The organism is Nonomuraea typhae (assembly GCF_009760925.1).
Taxonomy (GTDB): Bacteria; Actinomycetota; Actinomycetes; order Streptosporangiales; family Streptosporangiaceae; genus Nonomuraea; species Nonomuraea typhae.
Map to the genome: position 1 here is coordinate 258,540 of NZ_VRLV01000014.1, position 26,269 is coordinate 284,808.

The 26,269-nt window shown below is 68.0% G+C and carries 24 protein-coding genes; 8 read left to right on the forward strand and 16 right to left on the reverse strand.

The features are described 5' to 3' along the window. Nucleotides 1-378: 378 nt before the first annotated feature. On the reverse strand, nucleotides 379-675 hold the full coding sequence (locus FVE25_RS40340) for a hypothetical protein (RefSeq protein ID WP_157252766.1): 297 nt from the start codon (nucleotides 673-675) through the stop codon (nucleotides 379-381). Nucleotides 676-1,050: 375 nt separating this feature from the next. On the opposite strand from FVE25_RS40340, the gene FVE25_RS57135 reads away from it, so the two are divergent. After that, nucleotides 1,051-1,218 carry a lamin tail domain-containing protein gene (locus FVE25_RS57135; RefSeq protein WP_425489523.1) on the forward strand — a complete coding sequence of 56 codons (168 nt, stop codon included), beginning with the start codon at nucleotides 1,051-1,053 and terminating at the stop codon, nucleotides 1,216-1,218. 155 nt (nucleotides 1,219-1,373) lie between these two features. On the opposite strand, the gene FVE25_RS40350 is transcribed toward FVE25_RS57135, so the two are convergent. Together FVE25_RS40350 and FVE25_RS40355 are read right to left on the reverse strand one after the other, a co-directional pair. Continuing rightward, on the reverse strand, nucleotides 1,374-2,480 hold the full coding sequence (locus tag FVE25_RS40350) for a hypothetical protein (protein WP_157252767.1): 1,107 nt from the start codon (nucleotides 2,478-2,480) through the stop codon (nucleotides 1,374-1,376). Nucleotides 2,481-3,328: 848 nt separating this feature from the next. Continuing rightward, nucleotides 3,329-3,745 carry a hypothetical protein gene (locus FVE25_RS40355; RefSeq protein ID WP_157252768.1) on the reverse strand — a complete coding sequence of 139 codons (417 nt, stop codon included), beginning with the start codon at nucleotides 3,743-3,745 and terminating at the stop codon, nucleotides 3,329-3,331. A 151-nt stretch (nucleotides 3,746-3,896) separates the two neighbouring features. Between FVE25_RS40355 and FVE25_RS40360 the strand changes: the two genes are divergently transcribed. Further along, entirely contained in the window at nucleotides 3,897-4,085 is a 189-nt protein-coding gene (locus tag FVE25_RS40360; protein ID WP_157252769.1) for a hypothetical protein, read from the forward strand. A 238-nt stretch (nucleotides 4,086-4,323) separates the two neighbouring features. Here the strand turns inward: FVE25_RS40360 and FVE25_RS40365 are convergent, their stop codons facing one another. The 3 genes from FVE25_RS40365 to FVE25_RS40375 form a co-directional block, all read right to left on the reverse strand. Then, complete coding sequence (locus FVE25_RS40365) at nucleotides 4,324-4,473, reverse strand: hypothetical protein (protein ID WP_157252770.1); 150 nt, start codon at nucleotides 4,471-4,473, stop codon at nucleotides 4,324-4,326. A gap of 93 nt (nucleotides 4,474-4,566) precedes the next feature. After that, complete coding sequence (locus FVE25_RS40370) at nucleotides 4,567-4,914, reverse strand: hypothetical protein (RefSeq protein ID WP_157252771.1); 348 nt, start codon at nucleotides 4,912-4,914, stop codon at nucleotides 4,567-4,569. Nucleotides 4,915-5,731: 817 nt separating this feature from the next. Then, on the reverse strand, nucleotides 5,732-6,220 hold the full coding sequence (locus FVE25_RS40375) for a hypothetical protein (protein WP_157252772.1): 489 nt from the start codon (nucleotides 6,218-6,220) through the stop codon (nucleotides 5,732-5,734). Nucleotides 6,221-6,888: 668 nt separating this feature from the next. Between FVE25_RS40375 and FVE25_RS54585 the strand changes: the two genes are divergently transcribed. After that, on the forward strand, nucleotides 6,889-7,131 hold the full coding sequence (locus FVE25_RS54585) for a hypothetical protein (protein ID WP_219825856.1): 243 nt from the start codon (nucleotides 6,889-6,891) through the stop codon (nucleotides 7,129-7,131). Nucleotides 7,132-7,134: 3 nt separating this feature from the next. Further along, nucleotides 7,135-7,332 (forward strand): hypothetical protein, encoded by a 198-nt coding sequence (locus FVE25_RS54590; protein ID WP_219825857.1) that lies wholly within the window; start codon nucleotides 7,135-7,137, stop codon nucleotides 7,330-7,332. Between the two features lie 470 nt (nucleotides 7,333-7,802). Here the strand turns inward: FVE25_RS54590 and FVE25_RS54595 are convergent, their stop codons facing one another. The 4 genes from FVE25_RS54595 to FVE25_RS40400 form a co-directional block, all read right to left on the reverse strand. Continuing rightward, a complete protein-coding gene (locus FVE25_RS54595; protein ID WP_219825858.1) occupies nucleotides 7,803-7,940 on the reverse strand; it encodes a hypothetical protein in 138 nt (45 codons plus the stop codon). 135 nt (nucleotides 7,941-8,075) lie between these two features. Next, entirely contained in the window at nucleotides 8,076-8,492 is a 417-nt protein-coding gene (locus FVE25_RS40390; RefSeq protein ID WP_157252773.1) for a hypothetical protein, read from the reverse strand. Nucleotides 8,493-8,887: 395 nt separating this feature from the next. Continuing rightward, the gene (locus FVE25_RS40395) at nucleotides 8,888-9,319 is read right to left on the reverse strand and encodes a hypothetical protein (RefSeq protein WP_157252774.1); all 432 of its coding nucleotides are present in this window, start codon (nucleotides 9,317-9,319) and stop codon (nucleotides 8,888-8,890) included. A 114-nt stretch (nucleotides 9,320-9,433) separates the two neighbouring features. After that, nucleotides 9,434-9,940: an RICIN domain-containing protein gene (locus FVE25_RS40400; protein WP_157252775.1), complete on the reverse strand. Its 507-nt coding sequence runs from the start codon at nucleotides 9,938-9,940 to the stop codon at nucleotides 9,434-9,436. A gap of 464 nt (nucleotides 9,941-10,404) precedes the next feature. On the opposite strand from FVE25_RS40400, the gene FVE25_RS40405 reads away from it, so the two are divergent. Then, a complete protein-coding gene (locus FVE25_RS40405) occupies nucleotides 10,405-14,151 on the forward strand; it encodes an AAA family ATPase (RefSeq protein ID WP_157252776.1) in 3,747 nt (1,248 codons plus the stop codon). A 336-nt stretch (nucleotides 14,152-14,487) separates the two neighbouring features. After that, nucleotides 14,488-17,301, forward strand: coding sequence for a tetratricopeptide repeat protein (locus tag FVE25_RS40410; RefSeq protein WP_219825859.1), 2,814 nt, complete (start codon nucleotides 14,488-14,490; stop codon nucleotides 17,299-17,301). Nucleotides 17,302-17,873: 572 nt separating this feature from the next. Here FVE25_RS40410 and FVE25_RS40415 read toward each other — a convergent pair. Both FVE25_RS40415 and FVE25_RS40420 read right to left on the reverse strand, forming a co-directional pair. Then, entirely contained in the window at nucleotides 17,874-18,788 is a 915-nt protein-coding gene (locus FVE25_RS40415) for an IS982 family transposase (RefSeq protein WP_157252777.1), read from the reverse strand. Between the two features lie 49 nt (nucleotides 18,789-18,837). Beyond that, a complete protein-coding gene (locus tag FVE25_RS40420) occupies nucleotides 18,838-19,887 on the reverse strand; it encodes a GntR family transcriptional regulator (RefSeq protein ID WP_157252778.1) in 1,050 nt (349 codons plus the stop codon). A 560-nt stretch (nucleotides 19,888-20,447) separates the two neighbouring features. Here FVE25_RS40420 and FVE25_RS40430 point away from each other — a divergent pair. Then, nucleotides 20,448-21,425: a hypothetical protein gene (locus tag FVE25_RS40430; protein WP_157252779.1), complete on the forward strand. Its 978-nt coding sequence runs from the start codon at nucleotides 20,448-20,450 to the stop codon at nucleotides 21,423-21,425. A 287-nt stretch (nucleotides 21,426-21,712) separates the two neighbouring features. On the opposite strand, the gene FVE25_RS40435 is transcribed toward FVE25_RS40430, so the two are convergent. Both FVE25_RS40435 and FVE25_RS40440 read right to left on the reverse strand, forming a co-directional pair. Next, nucleotides 21,713-22,024 carry a transposase gene (locus FVE25_RS40435; RefSeq protein WP_219825860.1) on the reverse strand — a complete coding sequence of 104 codons (312 nt, stop codon included), beginning with the start codon at nucleotides 22,022-22,024 and terminating at the stop codon, nucleotides 21,713-21,715. Nucleotides 22,025-22,272: 248 nt separating this feature from the next. Further along, nucleotides 22,273-22,428 carry a hypothetical protein gene (locus FVE25_RS40440; protein WP_157252780.1) on the reverse strand — a complete coding sequence of 52 codons (156 nt, stop codon included), beginning with the start codon at nucleotides 22,426-22,428 and terminating at the stop codon, nucleotides 22,273-22,275. Between the two features lie 683 nt (nucleotides 22,429-23,111). Here FVE25_RS40440 and FVE25_RS40445 point away from each other — a divergent pair. Further along, nucleotides 23,112-24,023 (forward strand): GlxA family transcriptional regulator, encoded by a 912-nt coding sequence (locus FVE25_RS40445; protein WP_157252781.1) that lies wholly within the window; start codon nucleotides 23,112-23,114, stop codon nucleotides 24,021-24,023. A gap of 325 nt (nucleotides 24,024-24,348) precedes the next feature. Here the strand turns inward: FVE25_RS40445 and FVE25_RS40450 are convergent, their stop codons facing one another. Beyond that, a complete protein-coding gene (locus FVE25_RS40450; RefSeq protein WP_157252782.1) occupies nucleotides 24,349-24,777 on the reverse strand; it encodes a hypothetical protein in 429 nt (142 codons plus the stop codon). A 5-nt stretch (nucleotides 24,778-24,782) separates the two neighbouring features. Further along, nucleotides 24,783-25,997, reverse strand: a complete 1,215-nt coding sequence (locus FVE25_RS40455; RefSeq protein WP_157252783.1) for a phage baseplate protein — start codon at nucleotides 25,995-25,997, stop codon at nucleotides 24,783-24,785. Nucleotides 25,998-26,269 lie beyond the last annotated feature (272 nt).

Sequence of the window (26,269 nt, forward strand, 5' to 3'; positions counted from 1 at the left end):
TGACACCGGTGACACCGTCGCCTGCGCACCGCGGCTACGGTCGCCTTGCTCGCCACGACGACGCTGATTGTCCCCACTCCTGCCAGCGCACACGCCGCCGTCTCGGGTTACCTCTGCGAAACCGCTTACGCCGTTGGCTCCGTTGTCCGGGCTTTCCGTAACTGCAACGCGTCCTTGGGCGCTCCTACCTCTGGAGAGATCCCCCCGCCCTATGCAATCCACGGCTTGATCGGCGACGGCTGGAATTGCACGGGCTCCGGCCTCGCCCGGGTCCCACTCCTCGTCAGCGGAACAGACTGCGTTCGGAAGTGAATCCTGTTCCGCCCCCGGTGATCGTCCCCCGTCACAGGCACTGGCCAGGGGCGGCAACCGTACGTCTCACTCGGCCGTCGCCGCCACGCCCTCTCCGGCTGCCTTGCTCAGCGCTACCCACCGGGCGTACCGGTTCTCGGCGTTGGCCAGCCACGGGTGCCGGTTGATCTCCTCGACGAGCATCAGCCGCTCCGAACGCGCCTCGGCCAGATCTGCTTGCCGCTCGGGATCCGGATTCGCCTCGAGGGCGACCACATCGACGCTGGACGGCAAGCCGGCAGCGATCTCGTAGCAGCGGGCGTCGGCGGCGTAGTAGTCGCGTTTGAGTGCGAGCAAGTCGGCGGGAATGTCCAGGTCAGCCATGATCTCCCCCATTTCGAGCGCCGTTCGGGAGGATCATAGACCGAACGAGTGTGCGACAGGATGAAGGGCGCCCCTCGGCCTTGTAAAGGCCGGGAGCCACCCTGGTCAATGTCGCCCATTGGGACCCCAACAGAACGCCATTCATCGACAATCGATCCCGGCCCTGGCTCGTCTCATGGAACGTTCCCTGTCCCTCGAGACGCAGAGGATGCGACGGTGTGACTTCTCCCCCGGCCGCGGCCACGCTCGCGGCCAGCCTGCCCGCCTACGCCGCCGCGCCGGCCGTGCAGTTCACGAAGGTGTAGCTCCGACCGCGGCGGGAACACGCCGCTCAACGGCGAGTATGTCGTCCTGAAGAACACCACCCGGTCGGCGATCCACCTGGAGAAATGGGTCCTGCGCGACAAGAACGGCTTCAAGAACCGGTTCCCGCGCTTCACACTCGGCGCAGGTAAGTCAGTTACCGTCCGGTCGGGTCAGGGCTCCGATACGAGCACCACGCTCTCCTGGGGCCGCTCCTGGTACGTGTGGAACAACACCTGAGACACCACGGGCATCTATCGCGCCTCGGACCTGAAGAAGATCGACACCTGTTCGTGGGGGCGGAGCAGCCGAGTGTACGCGGCCTGCTGACATCGCGAGTCCCGTCCTCTGGGAGGACGGGACTTCAGCGTGATCGGATGAGGACAGCACCTCAACTATCGGGGGAAGTCCAGCCAGGCGATGCTCGGCTTGTAGCCCGAAACCGATTCGTTGATGTAGATCTGCTCCTTGATCAAGGTCATACCAGCCTTGCCGTCGACGCCGACGAGCCGGTACGTCGACCGGGGGCCCTTCCGGTTCGGGCCGGTCGGGGGCTTCGCCTCCGTCTGGAATGCCATGATCACATGGTTGTCGTCGTACCAGCCCCGGAAGCTGCCACCGGAGATCCTGTGGGCGACCTCGCCGCTATCGGCTTCGATGATCAGAGTCGTCTGCTCGTGGCTGCCCTCATGCCGTTCGACGCTGACGAAGTATCGGCCGGAGACCGGGAAGAGCGACGTCACCTGGCCTTGGAGCCAGCCCACCCCCGCATAGACGCGGGCCCTCCGGCCGTTCAGATCGTAGGCCGCGATGCCTTTATCCTGCGTCAGGGTCGCCATCACGCCGGTGCCGTCGGCGTTCCAGAAGAACCGCTCCCGGTCACCGACGTCCCAGTCGAAGACGGTCCACGGAGATCCGGCCTTGACCAGGCGTGGCCTACGGTCACTCACGTCGATGGTGATGAAGCCGATGGCCTGGTAGCCCCTGCCCCGCGTGCGGTACGCGGTCAAGAGCACCGTACGGCCGTCCGGCGACCACTGTGCCGAGGTGACACCGGCCGGGGTTTTGATGACGTATTCCTTACCGCGTTCCCGATCGATCAGCACGACAGAGGTTGCGGGCACGTATCGCCCATAGCCCGGCACCCCGGCGGCCCACCGGCCCCCTTTGGAGACCTGCACCTGGCGGTAACGCGTCTTGACGAATGTCTTCCCTGTTCGCAGGTAGGCGACGTTGGCGTTGCCTGCGTCGTAAACCAGCACATATGAGGCCAGGCGGACCGGTCCCCGCACGTCGTTGAGCTTGGCGCTCGTGCCGGCGAGCTTGACCCATGAGCTTGCCGCTGAACTTGCCGTCGCCTGTCCCGGGGCCGCGATCATGGCTAAGGCCACGATTATCGTGAGGGCGAGCCTGCCGTACATGTCATTCTCCTTCCGGACTCTGACACGTGAGACGCCGTGATCGACGTGCAGGTTCAGCACGGCTGAGAAACCACTCACCATTGACCAGGCTCCATGGCCGCGCAACGCGAAGTTGCCCCTCCTTTCCCAGCCAGGAGAAGAAGAGGCAACTGCTTCCCGCTGAGTCTTCGCTATGAAGGATCGTCTTCCGGCGGGCTGATTCTTCGCCGCTGAGAGGTAGAGATCTACTCCCGCACAGTGGTCAGGGTCATTGCGTGCTCGGGTGCCGTGGACGATCGTGGGCGGGCGGCATCGTCGGCGCCGCGCGTCCCGGTCCGTCAGGACTGCGCACCATACGGTCCGGTGAGACAGGAGAGCGAACGTGCCGGACGACAACGCGACGACGGGCCGAAGAAGCACCGCTGGATCCCACCATCGTGGCTGTAGCCAAGCTGGTGCTGTGGATCCTGTGGGTGACCTTCGACCGCGGATTTCGGGGAATTGACCAAACCTTGCCCTGCAGGGCTGTCCGATTTCGGGTCTGGCGGCCGGTATTTGGACTGGTGACAGGGTGTTCTGCCACTGATCGTCGGAAGCTGGCAACGGTGTGCCGGTCCGGGTCAGGGAGTGGTGGTCGTGGAATTGCGGAACGGCGGTCGGATTGGGCTTGACAGATGCCGATGCAGGTGGGCGTCGATACATCCCCGCCCGACACGGCCATGCCGCAGCCGCGGCGTTGGCCAGGCCCGTGCTCGCCCGACCGTACCCGTGGTTGTGCTGTGCGTGATTCGTGCGATGGGCGGGAGAAGGCATTGCAGGATGAGGGAAGAAAGGTGATGGCTGACGGCACCACGTACAAGCGGTGCTCCTGCACCGGAGCCGATGACAAGGCCCTGGGGCAGAAGTGTCCCCAGCTGCGGTTGCGGGGGCCGATTAATCATCCGGCCAGGTCAAGCCACATGCCGGTATTCCTTCAGGATGCCTCCAAGTCGATCACGTCGAACACGGCGATCGAGGCCGAGTCGATGCCGGGATCGGAGAGCGGCCGAAGCGATAGTGCGCGGACGTCCCCGCCGCCGATGAGCACTGACAGCGGCGTGCCGACGCCGCAGCAGATCACGATGCCAACGCAGAATCGTGTCAGGGCGGATCAGCAACGTGAGGCGCCGCAGCGTGTCCATCGGCAGACGATGCAGCAGCCCCGCGAGGAGGAACCGATCGTCCCGAGTGAACGCAGGCCGTTGCAGCACGCTCAGCTGATGCCGGCGCACCAAGATCTCGATGTCCTTGTCGTGATCGCTTGCGGACAGCAGCCGCGGGAGCGAGAAGGCGGTCGTCACCATGAGATAGGCCAAGCGCAGCAACACGACCGATCATCATGCCGATATCTGGCGCGGCGCTCGAGGTACTCACCCGAAAGGACGAATCGTCCACCATGCCTTTGACCTGCACGGATGAATATTCGGCACCCGCAACGTCCTGATCCAGGATGCTCGCTTCCGTGAGGCGATCGCCCCCTTGGTCGAGGCATTTCTCGCCGGCCAGGAGCTACCCGACTACGCGCAGGACATCCTCGGCGCGATCGTCGATCTGCTGCGCCAGGCCCATGCCGCGGACTCCGGCGGGGTGAGCGCGGAGTACCGCACGCGCACCGGCCAGGACGTGCCCGACTGGATGAAGCAACCGCCGCATTCGCCTGAGGAGTGACAGGAGTTGCGTCCATCACCCGGACCTGATCATCACGCTGTCCAGCACGGTTGTACCCCAACACCACACCCGAGATCACCGGCAAATAGCGTCTAGATAGAGCCCACGGGCGCGCTTCTTGACACCTGGCCGCCAGGCTCCTGGACTCCAGCCTGACACCTCGCGCTGATCAAGGCGACCGCTGTCCCGGCCAGATAGCTCCAGGGCATTCTCGGCCGTTGATCGCTGGAACTTACAGTCAGACCATCGCCGCCAGTTCTGCCTCCAGATGCGCAGCGAGCCGGGTTCGCTCGCCTTCGTCCAGGAGACCCTCGCGCACGCGGCGCCGGGCCCATATCGCCCAGCGCTGGCGCACCTCGACCGGCGCCATGTCGGCGGCTTCCAACATGGCGGCCAGCTCGCGCCCGCACGGGCGGCGGCGCCGAATTCCCGGTTGCCGGACCGGCCCAGCGCGGCCAGCAGCACCACGTCGCTCAGCGCGTCATCGCCCAGCCGGGCGGCGGCCGGCGCGGCCAGCCTCCCGGCGTGCAGGTGCTCGACGTCGTCGGCGGCCGCCAGCCCCAGCACCCCGTCGCGTGCGCCGTCGCCGACGACGGTGGTCGGAAAAGATGGCCAGCGCCTCCTGCAGGTCGGCGGCCGCGACGGCCAGCCGGCGGCGTTCGCCGTCGACCAGGTCGGCCTCGCCGAGCTGTGCGGCCAGCCGCCGCAGCTTGGCGGCGCAGCGGGTGCTGACATCGTAGGCGCGCTCGACCAGCAGATCGCCGACCGCGGTATCGGCATCCGCGTCGATCCCGGTCCCGGCGCTGCCGGGGCGATACACGGTGGTCACGACCGTGAACGCTACGCCCCGGCGCGGCCTGCCCGCCGGGGTGTTGGCCCGTCGGCGTGCTGCCGTACGGCCCAGCTGTTCGGCCGGGGCCGCTGCAGTGTCAATAGTGCTGCCGTACGCGAATCAGGCAAGACTTTGGCTCTGACCTGCGGCTGCGAACAACGCCATAGCAGTCATTGAGGCCTCGTCGGCCCCGATGATGATCAGTTTACCTGCGGTTACGCTTATTGACACTGCAGCCCGTTCGTTGAGAGCGCCCGGTGTTCGCTCACGCGACACCGACCTCCTTCCGCTGCCCGGACCGGACTGGCTGCCGGAAGACCCCGAGTAGCAGCTATGTCGCACGCGCGACGTAAAAATCGTTGCCAGCGACGTCGGCGGATCGGATGTCTGGGGCGCCCGGCGGTGACCTTCCATGGGGCCCGGGCACCCTGGTGCGCTCGCCGGGAGACGTGCCCCTTTTCCGGTAGCTCGCCCCGTGCACCTCATGCGTATGGGCCTGCGCGCGGCGCCGGCTGGGCGATGGGCGGGAACGGTGACGTGGCCAGGGGTGGAGGTGAGGAGGGCGGCGGCCCACCCTCTAGGGGTGCCGCCTCCGGGGGTCGCGGACGGCCCTGGCATGCGGGGGTTAGGGCCTTCGCCGAACTCAACGACCGGCCACGACGCATCCTGGGCTACCGGTCACCAGCCAAGCTCTATTCAGAGCTTCTGACCAGCGGTGATGCACTGACCCTTTGAGACCGTCATCGGCCGGGCGCAGAACGCGTGCTTCGATGTATGCCGCTCGTCCGTTTCCTCGGCATGCCCCGCCTGGTGTTCACAAGCCTGCTGCTGCTTGCCTGCGGATCCTTTTGGTTCTGCCGTGCTCGGCCAAGATCTCCAACACCGTCGGGTCCTCGACGTAGTCGGTGATACGGAGCTGGAGCCAGTTGGACCAGGAGTCGAGATTGCCGGCCACGTGGCTGGCCGGAAGATCGCCAGAGAGGATGGCGTCCACTGTCTCGAGTTCGGCAACGCGCCCTTCGGGGTACTCACGGGCTTCTTGCGGGATTCGAGACAACCAGGCTCGACGCTCCTCGGGAGCCACGCGTTCCACCAGGTTCACCACCGCAGACGAAGCCATGTCGAGCTCCGGCTCCAGCGGGAGCAAGTCGAAAAGCTGGGGAATACCTAGTCCTTGGCGGATCGCGACCAGGTATAGGGCCCAGCGCTCATGCTCATCATTGAGGTCACCAGGGTAGGCCTCCTGAACGCGGGCAAGTTCGTGCAGTTTGACCCGTAGTTCTTCGCTGATTCGTTCGTCCATCAGGCCGAGGCTGTCAGGTTGCTGTCATCCCATGCAACGGGATTAAGGTCACTCACAACCCGATCAACACCATCACTGAGGGCGAACTACACCCGTCCGCCATAAGCCCCCTGATCTCCCTCCCCTACGGCAGCCATCAACTGACCTGCCCGGTACGGCTGTGGCGGTCCTGGACGGAACTCCTGGCCGCCGAGGGCATCGTGTCCAGCTCGAAAACACGGTTTCGTGCTGTGAACTGGGGTTTGCTGCGCGATGAGAGCGGCGGCTGCGACCATCGCGAGGTGGTGTTGTCGCTTGTCTACCGGTTGGTGAGGGACTTGTCCGGCCTGCTGACGGTGCTGGTCCGCGCTGATCCGCCCAAGGACGTCGAGCTGCTGGTGCTCCGTCACGAGAACCAGGTCCTCCACCGCCAGCTCGATGGTCGGCCACGCCGGGATCATGGCGACCGACTCCGGCTTGCCGCCGACGGTGGGCGGAGGTATTCCCGATCACCCCGGCGACAATCCTGCGCTGGCATCGTCACTCCGTGGCGCGCAAGTGGACCTTCACCCACCGGCGGCACCCGGGACGGCCATGCACCCGCCGGCCAGTCAAGACACTGACTATTCGGATGACAAGGGAGAACCCGACATGGGGCCATCGCAGAATTCAAGGCGAACTAGCCCGGCTTGGCTACCCGATCGCGGCCTCAACGGTGCGGGAAATCCTGCACGCCTCGGGTATCGATCCCGCACCGCGCCGGGCCGGCCTGGCGGCAGTTCCTGACCGCCCAGGCCCACGCGATCATCGCCTGCGACTTCCTGGTGGTCGAGACGATAACGCTCAAACGGCTGTACGTGCTGGTCTTCATCGAGCACGGCACCCGGCGACTGCACCTGGCCGCAGTGACCGCGCACCCGACCGGGGCATAGACGATGCAGCAGGCCCGCAACCTGGTCATGAACCTGCGCAATCGCATCGCTGGGCTGCGGCTCTTGATCCACGATCGGAATCCCTTCTTCACCACGGCCTTCAGCGCGGTCTTCACAGCCGAGGAGCTGCAGGTCATCACCACACTGCCGCGGGCTCCTCGGATGAACGCCACCTGGCCCGGCTGGTTCAGGAGTATCTGATCCACGACAACGGACACCGGCCGCACCAGTCCCGGCACCAACGTCCCCCGAACACCGCAACGCAGCCAGCCCAGGCCATGAACGATCTCCTCGACCTGCGCTCCATCCGCCGAGAACCCGTCGTCGCAAGCACGATCAGCGAATACCACCCACGTCGCATAACCACAGCTCAGGGCGCGTAACTCAATATCCGAGCGGCACACGCTGCACTCCGCGCTGCGCCGCAAGGCTGGAGGACATCCGCAAGGACCTCTACCTCCCGACCGGCTAGAACAAAGGTCAGAACTTTCTGGCCGGCGTCTGCCGGGCCTTGGCCGATTCCGAGAAGAAGAGCGCCTACCCCGAGGCGGTGGAGCAGGCGCATGCCGACTTCGCGGCCCTCAGGTAGACGACGCAGCGTCACTGATGGGGGCAGCAGGGCGTGGCGGCCGGAACGGCGGGCGATGCGGCCGGGTTGAAGCCGATGTCGATCAGGGTTTGCCGGTTGCGGTCGAAGCGCTCGAGCGTTTGGCAGGACTCAGCCTGTTCTTTCTCGCAGCCATGGCCGCCTTGGTCAGTAAGGCGGCGAGCTCGCCGATCGTGCCCTTGCTGCGGGTCAGCAGGTGCACGGCCATCTCGATGGTCGCCGCCCTGCTGCTACGTGGCTATCGCGACATTCGTCCCGCGACCGGCGTGGGAGCCGCCGCGGGGACGGACCTGTCGTGGAAGCGGCAGGCTGTTGCCCTGTGGCGGAGGAAGCCCTCTCAGCAGTCACTCCACCCTCCGCCCCAGCTGGGGTTGGTGTTGAGCATCCGACCGCGCGCGCCCGGATTACCATGACGGAGTTCGAGCCGGTAGTAGCTGTAGAGTCCCGTGGTCGTCTTCTGGAACTGCCTGCCCCACGGCACCGTGCCGTAGGCCACTGCGACACCGTTGTCGTCGACAAGCTTCCAGTCCACCGATGAACCTATCCCGGTGACGTAGCAGTTACGGACCTCGGTCCAGATGACATTGCCGATGGCGCGCAAGACTCCTGTATTGCACGTTGTCCCAAAGGCGGGAATTTCACATGTTTTCGTTGCAGCGTGAGCGGCTGGGCTCGGCAGCGCGATGAACGTTGCCAGAGCGGCCGCGGCTATGGTCGATGCGATTGCGCTGTTCTTCATGGCGATGGCTCCCATCGGAGGACTGGTAGAGGCGATTGGGTCATGCGGTCGCCGCGATGTTCTGCCGGAGACAACTCCGTGTCCGTGTTTCCTGGCCCAGCGACGTGTCCAGGACCGGGCGGTTCATCTGCGCTTCCTCACCGCCAGGAGCGGCGGACTGCGAGGAGCCGAAACCCTGGCAGGTTATGTAGCAACGGGATGAGCAGATTGCTCCGCCCATGTGAGCTGCGCGTAGACCATCGGGGCAGTTCACGCGTGGGAGCGGCGGAAGCGCACGAGGCCGGGCACGCGCCCAGTCGCATCCCCATCGGCCGTCTCACAAGCAAGGGAGGTTGGACCCTTGCCGTATGCGGACCGTCTCCCGTTGCCGAAGGCGGTCAGGCCATTCGGGCTTTTAGCCTGGGACGGCCTCACGCGGCGGAGGCGGTCGTGGCGCCGACGGTCATGGTCGCGGCAAACGTACCCGGCACCAGCGCCATGGACTTCATCGTGGTCATCGTTTGCCTTCGGCGTAGTTGGACAGAACGTGGCGCCCCCGGCCAACCGCACGAGCGCTGTGCCCGCCTCTCGAACGTGACCGTCCACGAAGCAGCCGGCCGCGCGACGTCGCCTATCCCCGACAGCGACAGTACGGCGGGCACGACGTTGGCAAGGGCCAGGCTGCCGGCGACGACCGCGATGCCGATCGCCGGCGCCGGACCCCGCCGGGTGTTGGCCGCGTAGCAGCAGGCCAGCAGGGCATAGCCCCAGTTGGCGGCACCGCTGTTGGCCCAGACCAGGGGTGAGCTGGGGGTGCGGCTGCGTGAACGACCCAGGAGTACCAAGGGCGCAGAGCACTGCATCGACGTGATGCAATACCCTGCTCCGCTTCCAAGAGGGCAAGGCATATGCCCGTCAGCCGGTACCTTGGTGTCCGGTTCTCAGCGTTGTTCAGGCAGTGATCCCGGGCTCAGCGGTCAGCTTCCGGTTGCCAGGACATCCCACTTGGTGCTGTCGGGTGCTGCGGGCGGGGTGTCGGGGATCACCCGCACGCCGACGGTTGACGTCGCCTGGAGCTTCAGCGAATTGACGGGATCGGTGTACCCGCCGGCGAGAAGGCGGAAGGTCCCCGAGTGGTAGTACCAGCTCTGGTAGAAGTTATTGCTGGAGCAGGGCTTGGTGCTCACGCCGCCCGAATCGGCGAAGGCCAAGCATCGCCTTGTCGCCCTGTTCTTGAGCATCTTGCCGGAGTGAGCGCCGCCGTGAACCCACTCCCACTTCTGGTAGAGCCCCCCGTTGCACGCCTGAATATAGACAGCTCCGTTGGCGTTGGAGTCGAGGCACCTGTCGTACGCCTTGTTGATGAAATTGGCGATCTGCGCGAGAGACGAGGACGAGGACGAGGCTTGCACAGGCGGTGCAAGGGCGACGGCTCCCGCGATTGTCGTAGCGGCAAGTGTAAGGACCGCGAGTTTGCTCTTCATGGTGCCGATCTGCCTTTCTGTGTGGAATAACTGGATGGGGGTGAGCCGACGGCCATGCCGGGACCTCGTGGCAATGACCTTGTCGGCGGCTCCTCGTACTGTGGTTCGGCGAAGCGGGCGCCTCCTCGTGCTGGTCCTGCCTGGGGTGAGAGCACAGGCCACACGGCACCGGGCGCCGGCGCTCCTGTCTCCCTAGGGCCGCAAGGCGGATTCTGATCTCTGCTTTCACCGTCAGTTCTTCTTTCCCGTGCCTGCGCAGAGCGCGATCAAAGGGGGCCTGAGACTCACGCTTCCGTGCAGGTCAGCGGGTGACGGACACCAGTTTTGGCGGCTGGTTGATTGTCTGGAACCCCGATTCGCCACCCAGACAAAACTTGATCGTCGCCGAGTGAGCCTTGTACGGTGTGCGCGTTTGTCGCATTCGGGGGATGTGGGGGACACGAGTGGGGCGTCGTGAGCGGCCGGTGGATCCGGTCGACGGCCCGGTGGCGGCCTTCGCCGTGGCGTTGCGCAAGCTGCGGGAGGACGCGGGCGGTCCCTCCTACCGGGTGATGGCCGCGCGGGTGCCGTGCTCGGCGGCCACGCTGGCGCAGGCCGCCGCAGGCGCCAAGCTGCCGACGCTGCCGGTCACCCTGGCCTATGTGGATGCCTGCGGCGGCGATCGTGAGCTGTGGCGGGGCCGCTGGGAACAGACCTTGGCCGCCAGCCGCCATCCCGCCGCCACGGGCGGCGAAGCCGCCCAGGCGCCGTATCGGGGGCTGGCCCGGTTCGAGGCGGCCGATCAGGCGTTCTTCTTCGGTCGGACCAAGCTGACCGAGCATCTGGCCGTTGTGGTGGAGGTCCACCGGTTCGTACTGGTGGTGGGCCCGTCGGGGTGCGGCAAGTCCTCGGTGCTGCGTGCCGGTCTGGCTCCTCGGCTTCAGGGACGCCGTGTGCGAGTTCTGACGCCGGGCGCGCACCCACACCTCGAGGGAGTCCAGGCCGGTGAGGTGGTCGTGGTCGATCAGTTCGAGGAGGTCTTCACGCTGTGTGAGGACACTGCCGAGCGGCGGTCCTTCATCGACGCGCTGGTGGCCCTCGGGCGTGATGGCAGCGGGACACGGATGGTGCTGGCCGTACGTGCGGACTTTCTCGACCGGTGCGCTCAGCACGGAGAGCTCGCCGAGGCCGTGCGCGACTCCACGGTCCTGGTGGGGGCGATGACGGCGGCCGAACTACGGGAGGCCGTCACCAAACCGGCTGCCGCGGTCGGGCTGATCGTTCAACGGGAACTGACCGCCCGGATCATCGAGGAGGTCAGCGGCCAGCCCGGCGGACTGCCGCTGATGTCGCACGCGCTGCTGGAGACCTGGCGCCGTCACACCGGCAAGGCGCTGACCACGGCGGCCTACGAGGCCGCCGGTGGCATCGACGGCGCCGTCGCCCACACCGCCGAGCAGGTGTACGCCGAGCTCACGCCCGCCCAGCAGGAGCGGCTGCGCCACCTCCTGTTGCGCATGCTCACCCCGGGCGAGGCGGGCAACCAGGACACGCGCCGGCCGGTGGCACACGCGGAGCTGCTCACCGGCGAAGGCGCTGACTCCGGCCCCGATCTGCTGGAACGGCTGGCCGCCGCACGGCTGATCACCCTGAACGACGACACCGCCGAGCTGGCGCACGAGGCGCTGCTGACCGCCTGGCCGCGGCTGCGCTCCTGGGTGGAGGAAGACCGAGAACGGCTACGCGTGCACCGCCGCCTCACCGAAGCGGCGAGTTCCTGGCAGGAACACGCCCGCGATACCGGCGGCCTCTACCGCGGGCTGCGCCTGGCCACCGCCCGCGAACACCTCGCCGAGCAGATCGAGGCGCTCACCCCAGAGGAACAAGCCTTCCTGGAGGCCAGCACGGCCGCCCACCGCAACACGCGCCGCCGCAGCAGACTACGCACCGCCTTCATCTCGGTCGTAGTCACGCTCGCGCTGGTCGCGGCGTCGCTGGCCTGGCAACAGAGCGCGGCAAGCAGCCGACACGAGCGCGAAGCTCACGCCCGCCGCATCATTGGCTCCGCCGAGAGCCTGCGTCAGTCCGACCCGCGCCTGGCGATGCGGCTCAGCCTCGCAGCCTGGCACCTGGCCGACCTCCCGGAGACCCGCGCCGCCCTGCTGACGGCAAGCCGCCAACCGCAACAGGACACCTTCACCGACCCCGACACCAACCCGGACAGCCTGCGCCGGCTCAGCACCGACGGCCGCTCACTGATCAGTCTCGGCGCGGCCCGCATCACCCGCTGGGACCTGGACACCCACAACAGCGTCTCCACCGCGTCAGGGCCAGGGCCTGCGGCTCGGGTGGCAGGTGTCGGCCTTGGCGGGAGTGATGCCCGCTGGCTCCCCGTTCTGGGGCTATCCTCTGAGGCTTCGGCGGTGACGTTGTGGGATGCGACCACCGGGCGACACGACCTGACGCCTTTGGACACCGCCAACCAGGGCGTCGAGCTGTCCGAAAGCGGCCGCCGTCTCATCTCCTACCGAGCCGCAGGCTCCAGCTATCGCGTCCGCGTGTGGGACACCGCCGCCCGGCGGCTGATCCTGCAGGTGAGCGTACCCAGAAAGGCAGCCGGCCGAAGCCCGGCGACGGGGCTGGAGATGCAGGCGCTGGTGCGCGCTGGAGCGCGCCTGAGCGTCGAAGCCGGCAGTCCCGATGCCACCATCAGCGCGAACGACAAGACGATGGCCCTGTGCGTGCCAGGAGCGCCTTTACAGGTGTGGGATCTGGATCGCGGGCACAAGCTCCCCACGGGATGGGCCCCGACGCTGACCCCGCACGACTGCCGCAACCAGCGCTTGTTTCTCACCCCCGACGGGCAACGCCTGCTGTTGCCCACAGACGGCGACGTCCGCCAGTGGCAGTTGCCGTCCGGGAAGGAGACCGCCGCCCTCCCAGCGCCGGGTGTGTACGAGATCGGATTCAGCCAAGACGGCACCTTCATGGCCACCGCCGGTGCCACCGGGCTTCTCATGTGGCGGATGAGCCGTCTCAGCGACCCGCTCTTCCGCCACCCCCTCGGCGGCGAGCTCGCCCTCGACCTCCGCGTTGACCCCGCTCGCGACCAGATCCGGTACATCGCCGCGGCACGCATCCTCGACGGAGGCTCACCGTCGACCATCCGTACGCTCCGGCTGAACGCCGTCCTGAACACCGGCTGGCGCGACGAGACCACCGGCTCGGCCACGTTCAGCCCGGACGGCCGGAAGCTAGCCGTCGCCTACATGAACCGGGTCGAGCTGCATGAGACCACGACCGGACGACTCCTGCCGGGACCGCCCCCGCTGACTTGCCCACCCGACCCCCTGGCGGGCCCGGTGTGCGCTCTGAAAGTCGCCTTCCGGCCCGACGGCCGCGTCCTCGCCTACGGTGACTCCTTCCGCAAGCCGTTCAGAGCGAACCTGTGGGACCTCGACGGACTGCGCCTCAGCGGCATCTCCCCCGCCCCGCATCCGGTGCAGGGTCTCGCCTTCACCGGGAAGGGCGGCACATTGCTGAGCAGCGGCAAGTCGGTCCTCGGCAAGGATGCCAGTCCTGTGAGCACGCTCACCATGTGGGACCTGCGCACGGGCGACGTCACCGCGACCACACCTGGAATCAGCGGCAACACCATGGTGGTCGACCCCTCCGAACGATTCCTGGTCACCTCCCAAGGCCACGTCGCCGACCTTTCCACCGGTGTGCCGGTCCCGCGCCGGGAAAGGATCGGCGTCGCCACCGCGCTAGCCTTCAGCCCTGACGGCAGCCGCCTCGCGGCCGGCAACGGCGTCGGTCAAACCGCCTTGTGGGGCGAGAACGCGCGACGTCATCTCGGCACTCTCACACCTGCTTCCTCAGCAGGCGACGCCGTCACCGCGCTCGCGTTCTCCGCCGACGCGAGCACACTTGCAGTCGGTACGGCGAGCGGCACGATTCAGCTCTGGGACACCACCACCCGGCAGCCGACGGGATCCCCGATCACCACCCCAGCCGGTGCGGTCCGCGCCCTGGCGCTCCACGGTGACACCCTGTACGTGGCAGGCGAGCACATCCCCTGGCAGCCCTACGACCTCACCCCGGCCACCGCCGCGGCGACCATCTGCCGGCGCGTCGGCCAAGGACTGGCCCCTGACGCCTGGACGGACTACTTCCCCGGCTACCGCTACCAGCCCACCTGCGACCCCGCACGCGACCGCCCCACCGCGTAACGACCACCTTCCCCCACCGTCGAAGCAGCCGGGCAACACGACACAGCTCGCCCCCGACAGCGCCAGCCACCACGCATGCCCTCAGCGAACGGTCACAGGAACTATGGACGACGCCAGGTAGCTGAAGCGGGTTCTTGACGGCCGTTCGCCGAGGTGGTGGCTTCCCGCCAGGGGCTTCATCATCGGATCGTCTATTGAAGGCCGAGAGGCCCGCACGGTGCCCTCAGAATGGCCTTCAGGGGGTATTGCCCCCGCTTCTCCGGTTCGCTCCGCTGGGTGCAGCATGTGATCACGCATTCGCGCCACGCGATCTTGTCGATGGCCGAAGATGCCGGTATGCGCGGACGTGCACAAGTATGGGCCAAGAGCGCGCGGGGCAGGCGGGTCCTGCTCCTGCTGTCGCTGCCGCTGGGGGCGGGGGCCGCGATGGCCGGCCATCAGGTCCTCACCGGCGACGGGTGGAGCTGGGCGTGGACGGGCATCACCCTGGCGGTGGCGGGTATCGCTGCGCTGGCCGCCTTCCGACTGACCCGAGCCTCCGCGGCCGAGCCGGATCCTCAAACCGCGCGCCCTGCCCGCGGACGCGGGCAGGGCGCGCAACCCACCATCTCGGCGGCGGGGGAAGGGTCGGTGGTCATCGGCAGCGACAACAGCGGGATCATCTCGACCGGCAGCGGTGCGAGCAACATCCAGATGAGCGCCCGTGCTTCGGGGCAGAGTCGGGTTTATCAGGCCGGAGGCGACCTGACGGTCAACGAGACGGTCCTGCCGGCGGAGGCGCTACGACCGGTTGAGCAGGTTGATGCGCCGTCTGCTGTGGTGAACGTGCCCGTGCATGCGGGGGTGTTCGTCGGACGCGCTCCGGAGCTGGCCGAAGTGGAGCGGGCGCTGGAGGCGCCGGGGCCGGTGGTGGTGGCCGCGGTGCATGGGCTGGGCGGCATCGGCAAATCCACGCTGGCCGCCCAGTACGCGCTCGGCCAAGCACGCGAACGGGCCGTCAATCCGGTGTGGTGGATCACCGCCGACAGTCCGGCCTCGATCGAGGCCGGGCTGAGCGGGCTGGCGGCCGCGCTGCAGCCGGAGCTGGCCGGGCTGCCGGCGCCGGTGCTGGCCGAGCGTGCGCTCGGCTGGCTGGCCTGCCATCGGGGCTGGCTGCTGGTCCTGGACAACCTCCCCCATCCCGGTCACGTCACCGGCCTGCTGGCCCGGACCCCGGCCGGGCGGGTGCTGGCGACCAGCAGGCTCGCCACCGGCTGGCACCACCTCGGGGCCTCGGTCCTGCGCCTGGACGTGCTGCAGGAGGCCGAAGCAGTCGACCTGCTGACCCGCATCGCCACCGGCGCCGGGGTGGAGGGCGCTGCCGAGCTTGTGCGGGAGCTGGGCTGCCTGCCGCTGGCCGTGGAGCAGGCGGGCGCCTACCTGCGGCAAAACCACCTATCGGCGTCCGCTTACCTGGAGTTGCTGACCGCGCGTCCAGCGGTGATGTACGACCAGGCCGCAGAAGGCGGCGACGCCGGGCGCACCATCGGCCGTATCTGGCGCCTGACCCTCGACCGGCTCTCCGACACTCCCCTCGCCGGGCAACTCCTGCGCATCCTGGCCTGGTACGCCCCGGCACAGATCCCCCGCACCCTGCTGGACGACCTGGCCGAAGCGCCCGTCGTGCAGCAGGCACTGGGACGGCTGGCCGCCTACAACATGATCACCCTCGACGAGGAGGGCATCACCGTGCACCGCCTCGTCCAAGCCGTCGCCCGCACCCCCGACCCCGGCGATCCTCACCGTCAGGAAGCCGATATCCACACCGCCCGCGACCGGGCTACCCGTCTGCTCTCCGACGCCCAGTCCGGCACAGACTATGGCGATCCGGCCGGATGGCCCGCCCGGCGTGCCCTGCTGCCGCACATCTCCGCCCTGGCCGACCACGCACCCGCCGGCACCGACACCCCCGGCACGGCCTACCTGCTCAACGAAACCGGCCTGTTCGTAGAGGACCAGGGCAACCTGCCGCGCGCGATCGAGTACTACCAACGGGCTGCGACCGCCTACCAGCGCACACTGGGCACCGATCACCCCGACACGCTGACCAGCCGCAACAACCTCGCACACGCCTTCCGCGTGACCGGCGACCTGGACCGGGCCATCCCGCTGCACGGGCGGACCCTGGCCGATCGCGAACGAGTCCTGGGCGTGGACCACCCCGACACGCTGTCCAGCCGCAACAACCTCGCCCGCGCCCACCTGGAAGCCGGCGATCTGAGCCGGGCCACCGCCCTGTTCGAGCAGACGCTGGCCGATCGCGAACGCGTGCTCGGAGCCGACCACCCTCACACGCTGACCTCTCGCGAGAGCCTCGCCAGCGCTTACGAAGCGGCGGGCGACCTGGGCAGAGCCATCCCGCTGTACGAACAGGCCGTGGCCGAACTGGAGGGCGTGCTCGGTGTTGACCACCCCCACACGCTGACCACTCGCGACAACCTCGCCTGTGCCTACGAGTCGGCCGGCGACCCGCGCCGTGCCATCCCCCTGCATGAACTGACACTGGCCGATCGCGAACGCATCCTCGGAGCCGACCACCCACACACGCTGACCAGCCGCAACAACCTCGCCTACGCCCACAAGCAGGCCGGCGATCTGAGCCGCGCCACCCTCCTCTACGAGCAGACGCTGGCCGATCGCGAACGCGTGCTCGGAGCCGACCACCCTCACACGCTGGCCTCCCGCAACAACCTCGCCGCCGCCTACCGGGCAGCCGGCGACCTGGACCGGGCCATCCGCCTGGACGAGCAGACCCTGGCCGATCGCGAACGCGTCCTCGGCCCCGACCACCCCGACACCTTCTCCTCGCGCAACAACCTCGCCGCCGCCTACCGCACGGCCGGGGACCTGAAGCGCGCCATCCCGCTGCACGAACAAGCCCTGAGCGACTGCGAGCGTGTGCTCGGCCCCGACCACACCACCACCCTGACCGCCCGCTTCAACCTCGCCGCCGGCTACCGAAGGGCCGGGGACCTGCAACGCGCCATGCCCCTGTACGAGCAGGCTCTGGCCGGCTTCGAGCGCGTGCTCGGCAGCGATCACCCGACCACCGAGACGGTACGAGGCTTCTACCTCGAAGCCGCCGAAGAGCAGGGGCAGGCGGAAACGTAGCGAGCGCGGCAGTTGGAGATCGGCGTGCCACGCGCGGCCAGTGCCCGGGCTGGTCGTCGCGCTCGCAAGAGGCGCAAGACGGTGATCCCCCGCAACGACGGCTGCAGGCAAACTTGCCGCGGCGTGTGGCGAAAGCGGCGACCGCGACAGGGATGTCACTGCGGCGGTCCGTGATCACCCTCCCAGCGATCAATACTAAAAGGGCGACCAGCACCCCGCCACCTGGCTGCCGTCCAACCGGCCAAGATCTGCGACTACACCGCCCAGTGGGTCGCCATCAAACAGAAGTTCCCGCTCAAGATCGACCCGCCAGAGCAGCAGAAGCTGACCCAGATCTACGCCGACTGCCCCGGCCAGCGCCTGCCCACCTCCCCGCCGACCCACGCTGAACCACGACCACGCGACGAAACACCGAACCTGCAGCTCGGGCACAGCGTCGGCGGCTGTTCATCATGCGACCTCTCATGAAACACACCCGCAACCCGTCAACACGCATCAATCCCGGTTCGTGGTGTTGGTGAGATAGGACACGAGTCCGCCTAGATGAATGAGTCCAAGGGTTCTGGTTGCAGTCAGTGATCGTAGGCGATCAAGGATCGCTTGATCGCCTGGCCGATCGCGTCGTTGTGCCAGATCACCGCGGTCAACGCCAGGACCCGTGACAGCACCCGGATGATGACGCCTGCCGGGGTCCGGGCCCCGTGGCGTTCCAGATCGAGCTGGCTCTTGAAGGTCTGATTGATCGATTCGATGGTCTGCCGGAGGGGTTTGAACAAGCGTGCTCCGGCCCGCTCGGGTTCGCCCCGGCGGGCCGGCCGCAGCAGACTCAGCCCGCGCATCGTGAGATCGCGCTCGAAGGCGCGGCCGTAGTACTGCCGGTCGGCGATGATCGACTGGCCCGGATGAGCGGCCACCACCTCGGGCGCGGCATCCAGCATGGCGACCAGCGTGCCGCGTTCATCGGCCTTGGCCCCGGTCAGCGCGAACAGCACCGGCAACCCGCCGAGCGTGCACACCAGATGCAGCCGTAGCCCCCAGAAGTACCGGGAGTGGGAGGCGCAGTAGCCGTACTCGGCCCACCCGGCCAGGTCACTGCGCCGGGCGGTCTCCCGCGAACGACCGCACTCCACCGGCGTGGAATCGGCCACCCACACCTCATCACTCCACAACGAGGTATCGACGGCAAGCACCCTGATCACATGAAGGACCAGCCCCGAGGCCTTCCGCAGCCGTTTGCCATACCCCGACTGCCCGGGCAGATAGGGAAACATGCCGCCCAGCTCGGCGTGGGCATAACGCAGCCGGCGCCGTTCGGACACAAACCCCAGCAGCACCGCCATGACCGCCAAGGTCACCAGTTCGGCATCACTGAGCGTGGGCGCGATACCCGCCTTCGGCCGCCACGGAGCCAGCCCGGGCGAGGCCTTCAGCAGATCATCGACTTTCACATACAGTGCGGTTGCGAGGGTGTTGAGGTCTTTCGTCACACATCGATCATCGACACCCTCGCCCTAACTGCGCAGCTACGCCTTGGACTCAACCATCTAGGTGCCGTTGGAGGCCGAACTCGAACAGCGCGTCCAGGTCCGTCAGGCTGCCATCGGGCAAGTGGAGCTCTGCGATGATGGGGAATCGCGTCGAAGTGAACAGGCCGGTGGTCGCCGTGACGTCTGACTGTTGCTGCTGTTCGGGGCTGATGCCGGTATCGAGCTCGGACTCTTTGGCGAGTGCGCCGCCCAGGGCGATGCCGCCGACGTAGCAGTGCAGGCAGATCACGGCTCTCAGCAGTGTCACGTGGTCCAATCCCAGGTGGGCCATGCCGCGTAGCTCCCACTCGAGATGGTCCATGGCGCTGGGGATCAGGCGGGGCTGGGTGGGCGAGGAGATGGCGGGTGCGGTCGCCCAGGGGTGGCGCTTGTAGATCTGCCAATATGCCCGGGCGACGATCTCGAGGCGCTCGTACCAAGCGGCCGGGCCGGGTTCGGGCAGTACGCATTCGGAGAAGACCGCATCGACCATCTGACGTACAAGATCGGCTTTGTTCGGCACATGCCGATAGATGGACATTGCTGCGGTGCCCAGTTCGGTCGCTACGCGACGCATCGTCACCGCGGCCAGTCCTTCGCCGTCGGCGATGCGTACTGCTGTGACCACGATCCGGGATGGGGTGAGCACCTCGTCGGCGGTGTCACCGCGGCCTATGGGGCCGGCGGGCTTGACGGGCGCCGGCGTATGGCGGGTGATCGCCGCGGCTCTCGGGCCGGCGGGTTTGACGGGTGCCGTCGTGTGGGGGCTGACCACTGTGCCTTTGCCTGGTACGACGTGCACCCAGCCATCCTCGCGAAGGCGGGTCAGCACCTTGGTCGCGGTGGCCATGGCGACCTTCCAGTCCGCCATGATGCGCCGGGTCGTGGGTACCTGATCGCCGGGCCGTAGTTCACCGTCCACGATACGGGCGCGGATCTGCGCAGCGATCTGAAGGTAGAGCGGGTCGGCGCGAGTGGCTGATGGCGGCATGGCTGCGCCGTCGTCATCGCCAGGTTCATCGGCTATCGGCGTGCACGGCAACGGCGCTACAGCGAGCACCGCGAATGGATGGTCCGCGGCTTCGCGCTCACGATGTCGATCCTCGTAACGCGCGTCATCGGGCTCGCATGGGTCCTCGCGCTCCTACCCGAGCTCGACACCACATTCGCAGGTAGCCTCGACGCGCTGACGAAGGCCGCCAGCGCGGCCACCGGCCCGACTGGCTGGATGGCATGCCTGCTGGTCGCCGAATGGCACCTTCGCCGCACATCACCTCGTCGCGCACGAAACGATGACGGACCAGGAGCAGGTGCTCGCGCACGCCTCTCGACCGGCACGATGTCGGCCTCAAACCCGCCGGCTAGCTCGAGCAGCGGGTCGCGTCGAACACCGCACCCTGGGCGCCGGTGACCCCCAATCGGCCGACAAGCATCCCCGTCCTGGCCATCGGGTTTCGGCAGTGGAAGAAGGAGCCCATGGATCGGGGATGGCGACGTGCAGGGAGGACAGGTCCACGGCAGCGCGACGCAAGCCGCTTCTTCTAGCGTGTGCAGTAAGCGTTCAAGCTGGGACCACGTCGTCAACACTCTTCCGCGCTCACGATCGGATAGGAAGCCTCCATGCACTTACGCCCTGATCTGATCATCCGCTGCGGGAATGCCTTCGCCGGTCTCTGCGCGCCCTACATCGTCCTGGGGGCCACCACAGTCTTCGCCGACGATCTGATCGTCCCCGATCCGCTCGCCCTCGCGCTGATCGCCATGGCCGCGCTGGCCGCGCTGTGCCTGGCCGTGCGCGGCTACCGGATGGCGATCATCTGCACGCCCGCGACCGTCACGGTGCGGGGATGGCTGCGCAACCGCACCATCACGATCGAGGATGTGGCCGACGTCGGCGACCTGCTCGAGGGCCGTCTGCTGCGGCTGGATGCAAGCGGCCGGCCGCGCACGACGCCGGTCATCGCCTTCGTCACCATCGTGACCGCCCTCAGCCGCACCCAGGCGCACCACCTGCAGGCTCAGCAGCATCTGCAGGACTGGGTCGCCCGTCACCAGAGCCACGCGGCCGGCAGGCGGAATGCGGCGGCCCTGGCCCGCCGGCCGGTCAGGAGCCGTCTGCTCTGGCTGGGCGGAACCTTCGACGACGTGGTCGGCTGGCTGATCATCGCAACGACGGTGACGAGCACGGTGTTCCTCACCCTGGCGCTGCCGCCGGAGATCCGCGCCGCTCAGGGCATCGGCCTGTCCGGGACGTTCACCGCGGCTGAACTCACCTGTTACGGCACCACCTGTCGCTGGGACGGCACCTTCCGCTCACACGACGGGGCGGTGAGCAAAAGCGAGGCCTGGCTCTACGGCACCGACGCCGAGCACCTGCAAGCCGGCGACCAGGTCGACGCGCTGGACAGCGGAGACCCCCGCAAGATCTTCACACCCGGCACCCACCAGCTGCTCTCCCTGACGTTTGCCGCGATCACGACGGTAGCCCTCGGCTGGCACGGACTCCGGCGCATCACCAGCGCCCGCCGGGAACGACTCACCATCTTGGCCAGGACGGGAAGAAAGCCAAGCGGCCGGGCCGGAAGCCGGCGGCGCTGACCTGCCGCGAGAAGGTGCGGGCGGGCCGCACCACCGGGGGAATCCGCCTCGGCCACAGGACGCTTTGACGCTTGTGCGGTGCCAATGCCGGCATCACACGCCTGGCCTGTAGCTTCGCTCGACTATGCGGCTCTGCGGTACTCGTTGATCAGACCGCTGACGGCCGGCCGTCGCTGTATTCGAGCCGTGAGATCGACAACCTCGGCCGGATCATGCATGGATGGCCGTAGCGACAACGCCTGATGCGGCCGGTGCTGGTTGTAGTGGCGCTCATACTCAGCCAGGACCTATCGCAGGTGCCGCTCGCCATGGACCAGAAGGTGATCGAGGCATTCGCGCCGGAGCGTGCCGACGAACCGCTCGGCGAACGCGTCAGCCCGTGGCGAGCGCGGAATCTTGAGCATGCGCACGTCCGCCCCGGCGAGCACACCGTCACATCCTCCGCCGCATTTGCCGTCCCTGGCGCGGATCAGGAACTTGAACCCGTCGGCTCGCTCGCCCAGGTCCATCAGCAGATTGCGCGCCTGCTGCGCCGTCCAGACACCGGTCGGATCAGCCGTGACACCGAAAATGTGCACACGACGCGTTTCGATCTCCATGACAAACAACACCTACAGGCGCTTGAGGAACACCGTATCGACGTGGAGAAAGTCACACGCCGGCATGCCGGAGGCTTGACAGAGCAGGAACTGGCGCCAGATCGGTGAAACCCGACGCGGCCCGGGCCCGAGCCCCGCCGCCAGCACCCGGCGAACCGTCCCCTCTCCCACCCACAACCCAAGACCACGTAGCTCGCCCCGGATGCGCCGATGCCCCCATCGTGGATTCTCCCGTGCCAACCAGACGATCAGATCGCGGATCTCCTCAGGGCTGTCGCCTGCTCCTCGGTGAGGTCGATGACCGGGTAGCCGAGCACCACGGCATACGGGCGCTCCTCGTGGTCGATGCCGTCTTTGGAGGTGGCGAGGGTGGCGGCGCGATGGCCGCCGGCGGAGAACCCCATGACGGCGATCCGCGTGAGCGCCGCGTTCCCGGACGACGCGCACCGCCTGGCGCAGGTCGTTCAAGGGGGCCGGGTGCAGCGGCTCGCGTCTCGGTTCGCCTTCGGCCACTCGGTAGCGGAGCACGTAGGCGTCGAGGCCCAGCGTGACCAGCCAGCGGGCCACGTCCGTACTCTCATGCTCGGCCAAGCGGGCGTAACCGCCGCCGGGGCACACCACCACCGCACCCGTGGCCGCGATGTCCGCCGCGTACAGCGTCAGGCCGGGCGGTTCACCGGTGGCTGGGCCGCGAGGAGTCGCCGGCCAGAGCGGGATGTCGATCACGTGCCGGAACTCCAGCCATGAAAGAACGAACGCCCTCTCAGCTGGCGGCGGACCGCAATGGGCCTTGTCTGGAGCCGACAACGCCCGTCCAGCGGACGTGCGGCGGGCCACTGCAGTGGTGTGCGACACGAGCCGTTGCGGGCGCGGGTCTGACCGGATCGGCCAGAAATGGCAAGGTATCCGACGACGGGCGTTGCCGAACGCGCCAAACGACCACGGGGATCAAAGCTGATGCTGTGTCGTGTCAGCGGCCGTGTCAGCACGGCAACCGCCCGGGATCAGGGCCGCCGGCGATGGTGGAAGCCATGAACGGCCCTCGCGGCCGAACCAGCTCACCCCGAATCAGGAGCAGAACCCGGCCATGTCCCACGTCCTCTTCCTGCTGATCCCGCAGGTGCACCTTCTCGAGGTGGCCGGTCCCGCCCAGGTCTTCTCCACCGCGAACGACCTCGGGTACGCGTACACCATCGCCTATGTCGCCGAGACCAGCCAGGTCGCCACCGTGCAGGGTCTGACGCTGCCGGCAGCCACCGCCTGGCCGCGGCTGGCGCCGGACGACCTGGTCATCGTACCGGGCTGGCGCGGCCCGACCCGCCCGCCGGGCGAGCAGACCCTGCGCCGCCTGCGTGACCACCACGCCGCGGGCGGCACGGTCGCCGGCGTGTGCGCGGGCGCCGACGCGCTCGGCCGTGCCGGGCTGCTGGACGGCCGCCGCTGCGCGGTCCACCACTGCGTCCAGGACGAGTTCGCGCGCCTTTACCCCAAGTCGGAGGTGGTCAAGGACTCGCTGTACGTCGAGGACGACAGGGTCATCACGTCGGCAGGCAAGGCCAGCGGCATTGACCTGGCCCTGCACCTGCTGAGCATGCGGCACGGGCCGTACGCGGCGGGCCAGGTGGCCCGCACCATGCTCGTCCACACCCGCCGTGACGGTACGGCGCCGCAGATCAGCCCGATGCTGCGCCTGCGCTCCCATATGGACGAGACGGTGCACCGCATCCAGGACCTGATCGAGTCCCGCTTCACCGAGCGGCTCCCGCTGAGCCTGCTGGCCAAGGCGGCAGGCTGCAGTGAACGGACCGTGACCCGGCTGTTTCGCCGGGCGACCGGGCTCACCCCCTTGGCCTACCAGAGCGCGCTGCGCCTGGAACGTGCCGAACACCTCCTGCGCCGGGGCGCCACCGCCGAGGTCGCCGCCCGGGAGGCCGGCTTCGCGGATGCCAGGATGCTGCGCAGGCTGCGGGCGCGGGCCGGGGCTCCGGATCATCCCTGAATCGGGAGGCGCCCAGGTCGTTCGTCAGAGATGGCGGACGGCCTGGCGAAGGCCCGGATCATGTCGGTTCCGCCTCGCCGCGCCATGTGAGGTCGCAGTCCAGCGCGGCCATGTCGTGGATGGCAGCCAGGCGATGTCCGGCCGGGTCCGCCGCAACCACCCGATCCCGGTGTGTAGCCGGCGCCCGCCGTTGCCTGCTGCAACGCCCTGCTTCAGGGCTCGCGGCATCCGAGCGGAGGGCCTCGATCGGCGCCGGTGCGGATCTCCGCACGATGCCCTTGATAGCCCTGGCGGGACTTCGGCCGTATCCGCCCAGTGCCGATGATCAGGACAGGACGGAGGAGAAGCCGTCGAGCCGGACCCAGGTGATCTTGCTGGCTGTGGTGCCGCCGAGCACGATGAGGACGCCCCTGACGTCGGCCTCTACGCGGCACACGCTCAGCCCGTTGTGGTTGTTGCGCGGGCACAGTCCGCGGGTCAGTTTGGGCACGCGCAGCCCGCTGGGCAGCGTGCCCAGCGGGCTGTCGGCGGTGTAGGAGACGTGGGCGCCGCCGCGTAGCTGCAGGAAGTCGGTGCCAGCGACGCGTACCACCCGCGCCTGGGGCGGGGCGTCGGCGAAGGCATTGGCGGCGCCGGTGAGCGTGATGGGTTTCCACGCGGACACGACCTCGGCGTCAGAGACCCCAGGAGCGAGGGCGACGGCGGGAAGGGCGGCGGCCGCGGTGAGCAGAGTGCGGCGGGTGGGAGATCGCATGAGGGTCACTTCCAGGCGGCGGTGAAGCTGTCGAGGTCGATCCAGGACAGCGGGTGGGCGGAGCTGGCGCCATGGACCCGGAGCTGGCCGGAGGGGGTCGCTTCGACCTGACAGGCGGCGTTGCCATAGCTCATGTTGCGCGGTACGGCGGCGCGCACCGGCAGGCTCGGGGTCAGCCAGGGCGACAGGACGGCGACGACGGCCGGCCCGCTCAGGTTCGGGCAGCTGAGCGAGCCGCGCAGCTGGAGCTGCGTCAGCCCATCGACGCTGATCAGCCGGGCGCGGGGCATCCGTGCGCCCGTGTGACCCTCGAAGCCGTCGGCTAGCGTGAGGTTGCTCCAGTCGGCCAGCACCTTCACACCCTGCACCGGCGGATCGGAGGTGAAGGCGCACACGCTGGCCTGCCGTCCCGGCCCGGGGGCGTCGCCGCTGAAGCCGAACAGCAGCCGCACCCGATCCCCCAGCGGCTCGACGGCCAGCCCCTCCGGCTCGCGGACCGGCAGACCGGGCAACGCGGTGACAGGGGTGACGACAGGAGTGCGGCCCGGGTCGCGCCAGGAGACGAGCGAGATGCGGGCGTTACTGTCCTCGAAGGAGTCCGACGGGTCACCGTTGTAGAGATAGAGCAGGTCGCCGACGGTGGCGAACCCCTGGAAGGTGCCCACGACCGACGGCGGGTGCGCGATGGTGGCGGCAGGAGTTCCGGAGACCTTGCCGGTGGCCGGGTTGATGGGGTGGCGGCTGTAGAAGTAACCGGAGGGGGTGCGGAAGCGCAGCGTGAGCCAGTTGCCGATCGGATCGACGGCGGGTGCGCACGTGAGGGTGTCCGAAGCGGGCGAGTAGGGCTTGGTCAGGACATCAGAGGTCATGTCGATGCTGCGGCCGGGCAGATAGGGGAAGCGGGTGACCCGGGTGCCGAAGCCCTTGCGGAGGGGGCCGGCCTCAGACCACAGATGGGTACGGCCGGCGATGTGCTGAGCACCGATCTGGTAACCGTGCCCGAAACCGTCCAGGTGCATCCAGTCCAGCACCTTCCCGGTGGTGGCTGAGACCCGGTTGACGCAGAGGTTACCCAGCTCGTCGGCGGTGCCGGCGTCGCGTAGCTGGACGAGGTACAGCTCATGCGTGACCGGGTCGACGGCCGGCGACTGCATGGCGGGGCCGTGGTGCAGCCTCGTGTCCGCGAGTACGCGTGACCAGGGGCCGGATAAGTCGAACATGCGGGAGATCGTACAAGGGATGATCAAGACGGAGGCGGCGGGAGCGTGTGGCATGGCCGTACCACCGCCGTCCCCGAAGTCGCCTCCAGCAGCTCGCGCAGATTGACACCGAGGTCTGCCAGCGCTGTTCACAGGGCTTAGAGGCTCTCCGCTCGGGTCCGCTGCGCGGTTGGTATCGCCTGACTGGATCGGTCCGAAAGATGGCCAGATATCCGAGGACGGGGCGTCGTTGAAACGCACAAGCCCTGATCGCGCGTTGATCCGTTCCATCG

What these genes read in the sequence shown, in the direction of transcription:
- FVE25_RS40350 (WP_157252767.1), bottom strand. Translation starts at nt 2,480, where the DNA reads ATGGTGAGTGGTTTCTCAGCCGTGCTGAACCTGCACGTCGATCACGGC.
- FVE25_RS40390 (WP_157252773.1), bottom strand. Translation starts at nt 8,492, where the DNA reads ATGGGAGCCATCGCCATGAAGAACAGCGCAATCGCATCGACCATAGCC.
- FVE25_RS40395 (WP_157252774.1), bottom strand. Translation starts at nt 9,319, where the DNA reads ATGCAGTGCTCTGCGCCCTTGGTACTCCTGGGTCGTTCACGCAGCCGC.
- FVE25_RS40365 (WP_157252770.1), bottom strand. Translation starts at nt 4,473, where the DNA reads ATGTTGGAAGCCGCCGACATGGCGCCGGTCGAGGTGCGCCAGCGCTGG.
- FVE25_RS40450 (WP_157252782.1), bottom strand. Translation starts at nt 24,777, where the DNA reads ATGCGATCTCCCACCCGCCGCACTCTGCTCACCGCGGCCGCCGCCCTT.
- FVE25_RS40400 (WP_157252775.1), bottom strand. Translation starts at nt 9,940, where the DNA reads ATGAAGAGCAAACTCGCGGTCCTTACACTTGCCGCTACGACAATCGCG.
- FVE25_RS40445 (WP_157252781.1), top strand. Translation starts at nt 23,112, where the DNA reads ATGTCCCACGTCCTCTTCCTGCTGATCCCGCAGGTGCACCTTCTCGAG.
- FVE25_RS40435 (WP_219825860.1), bottom strand. Translation starts at nt 22,024, where the DNA reads ATGGAGATCGAAACGCGTCGTGTGCACATTTTCGGTGTCACGGCTGAT.
- FVE25_RS54590 (WP_219825857.1), top strand. Translation starts at nt 7,135, where the DNA reads ATGCAGCAGGCCCGCAACCTGGTCATGAACCTGCGCAATCGCATCGCT.
- FVE25_RS40410 (WP_219825859.1), top strand. Translation starts at nt 14,488, where the DNA reads ATGCGCGGACGTGCACAAGTATGGGCCAAGAGCGCGCGGGGCAGGCGG.
- FVE25_RS40440 (WP_157252780.1), bottom strand. Translation starts at nt 22,428, where the DNA reads ATGGGGTTCTCCGCCGGCGGCCATCGCGCCGCCACCCTCGCCACCTCC.
- FVE25_RS40340 (WP_157252766.1), bottom strand. Translation starts at nt 675, where the DNA reads ATGGCTGACCTGGACATTCCCGCCGACTTGCTCGCACTCAAACGCGAC.
- FVE25_RS40455 (WP_157252783.1), bottom strand. Translation starts at nt 25,997, where the DNA reads ATGTTCGACTTATCCGGCCCCTGGTCACGCGTACTCGCGGACACGAGG.
- FVE25_RS40430 (WP_157252779.1), top strand. Translation starts at nt 20,448, where the DNA reads ATGCACTTACGCCCTGATCTGATCATCCGCTGCGGGAATGCCTTCGCC.
- FVE25_RS40375 (WP_157252772.1), bottom strand. Translation starts at nt 6,220, where the DNA reads ATGGACGAACGAATCAGCGAAGAACTACGGGTCAAACTGCACGAACTT.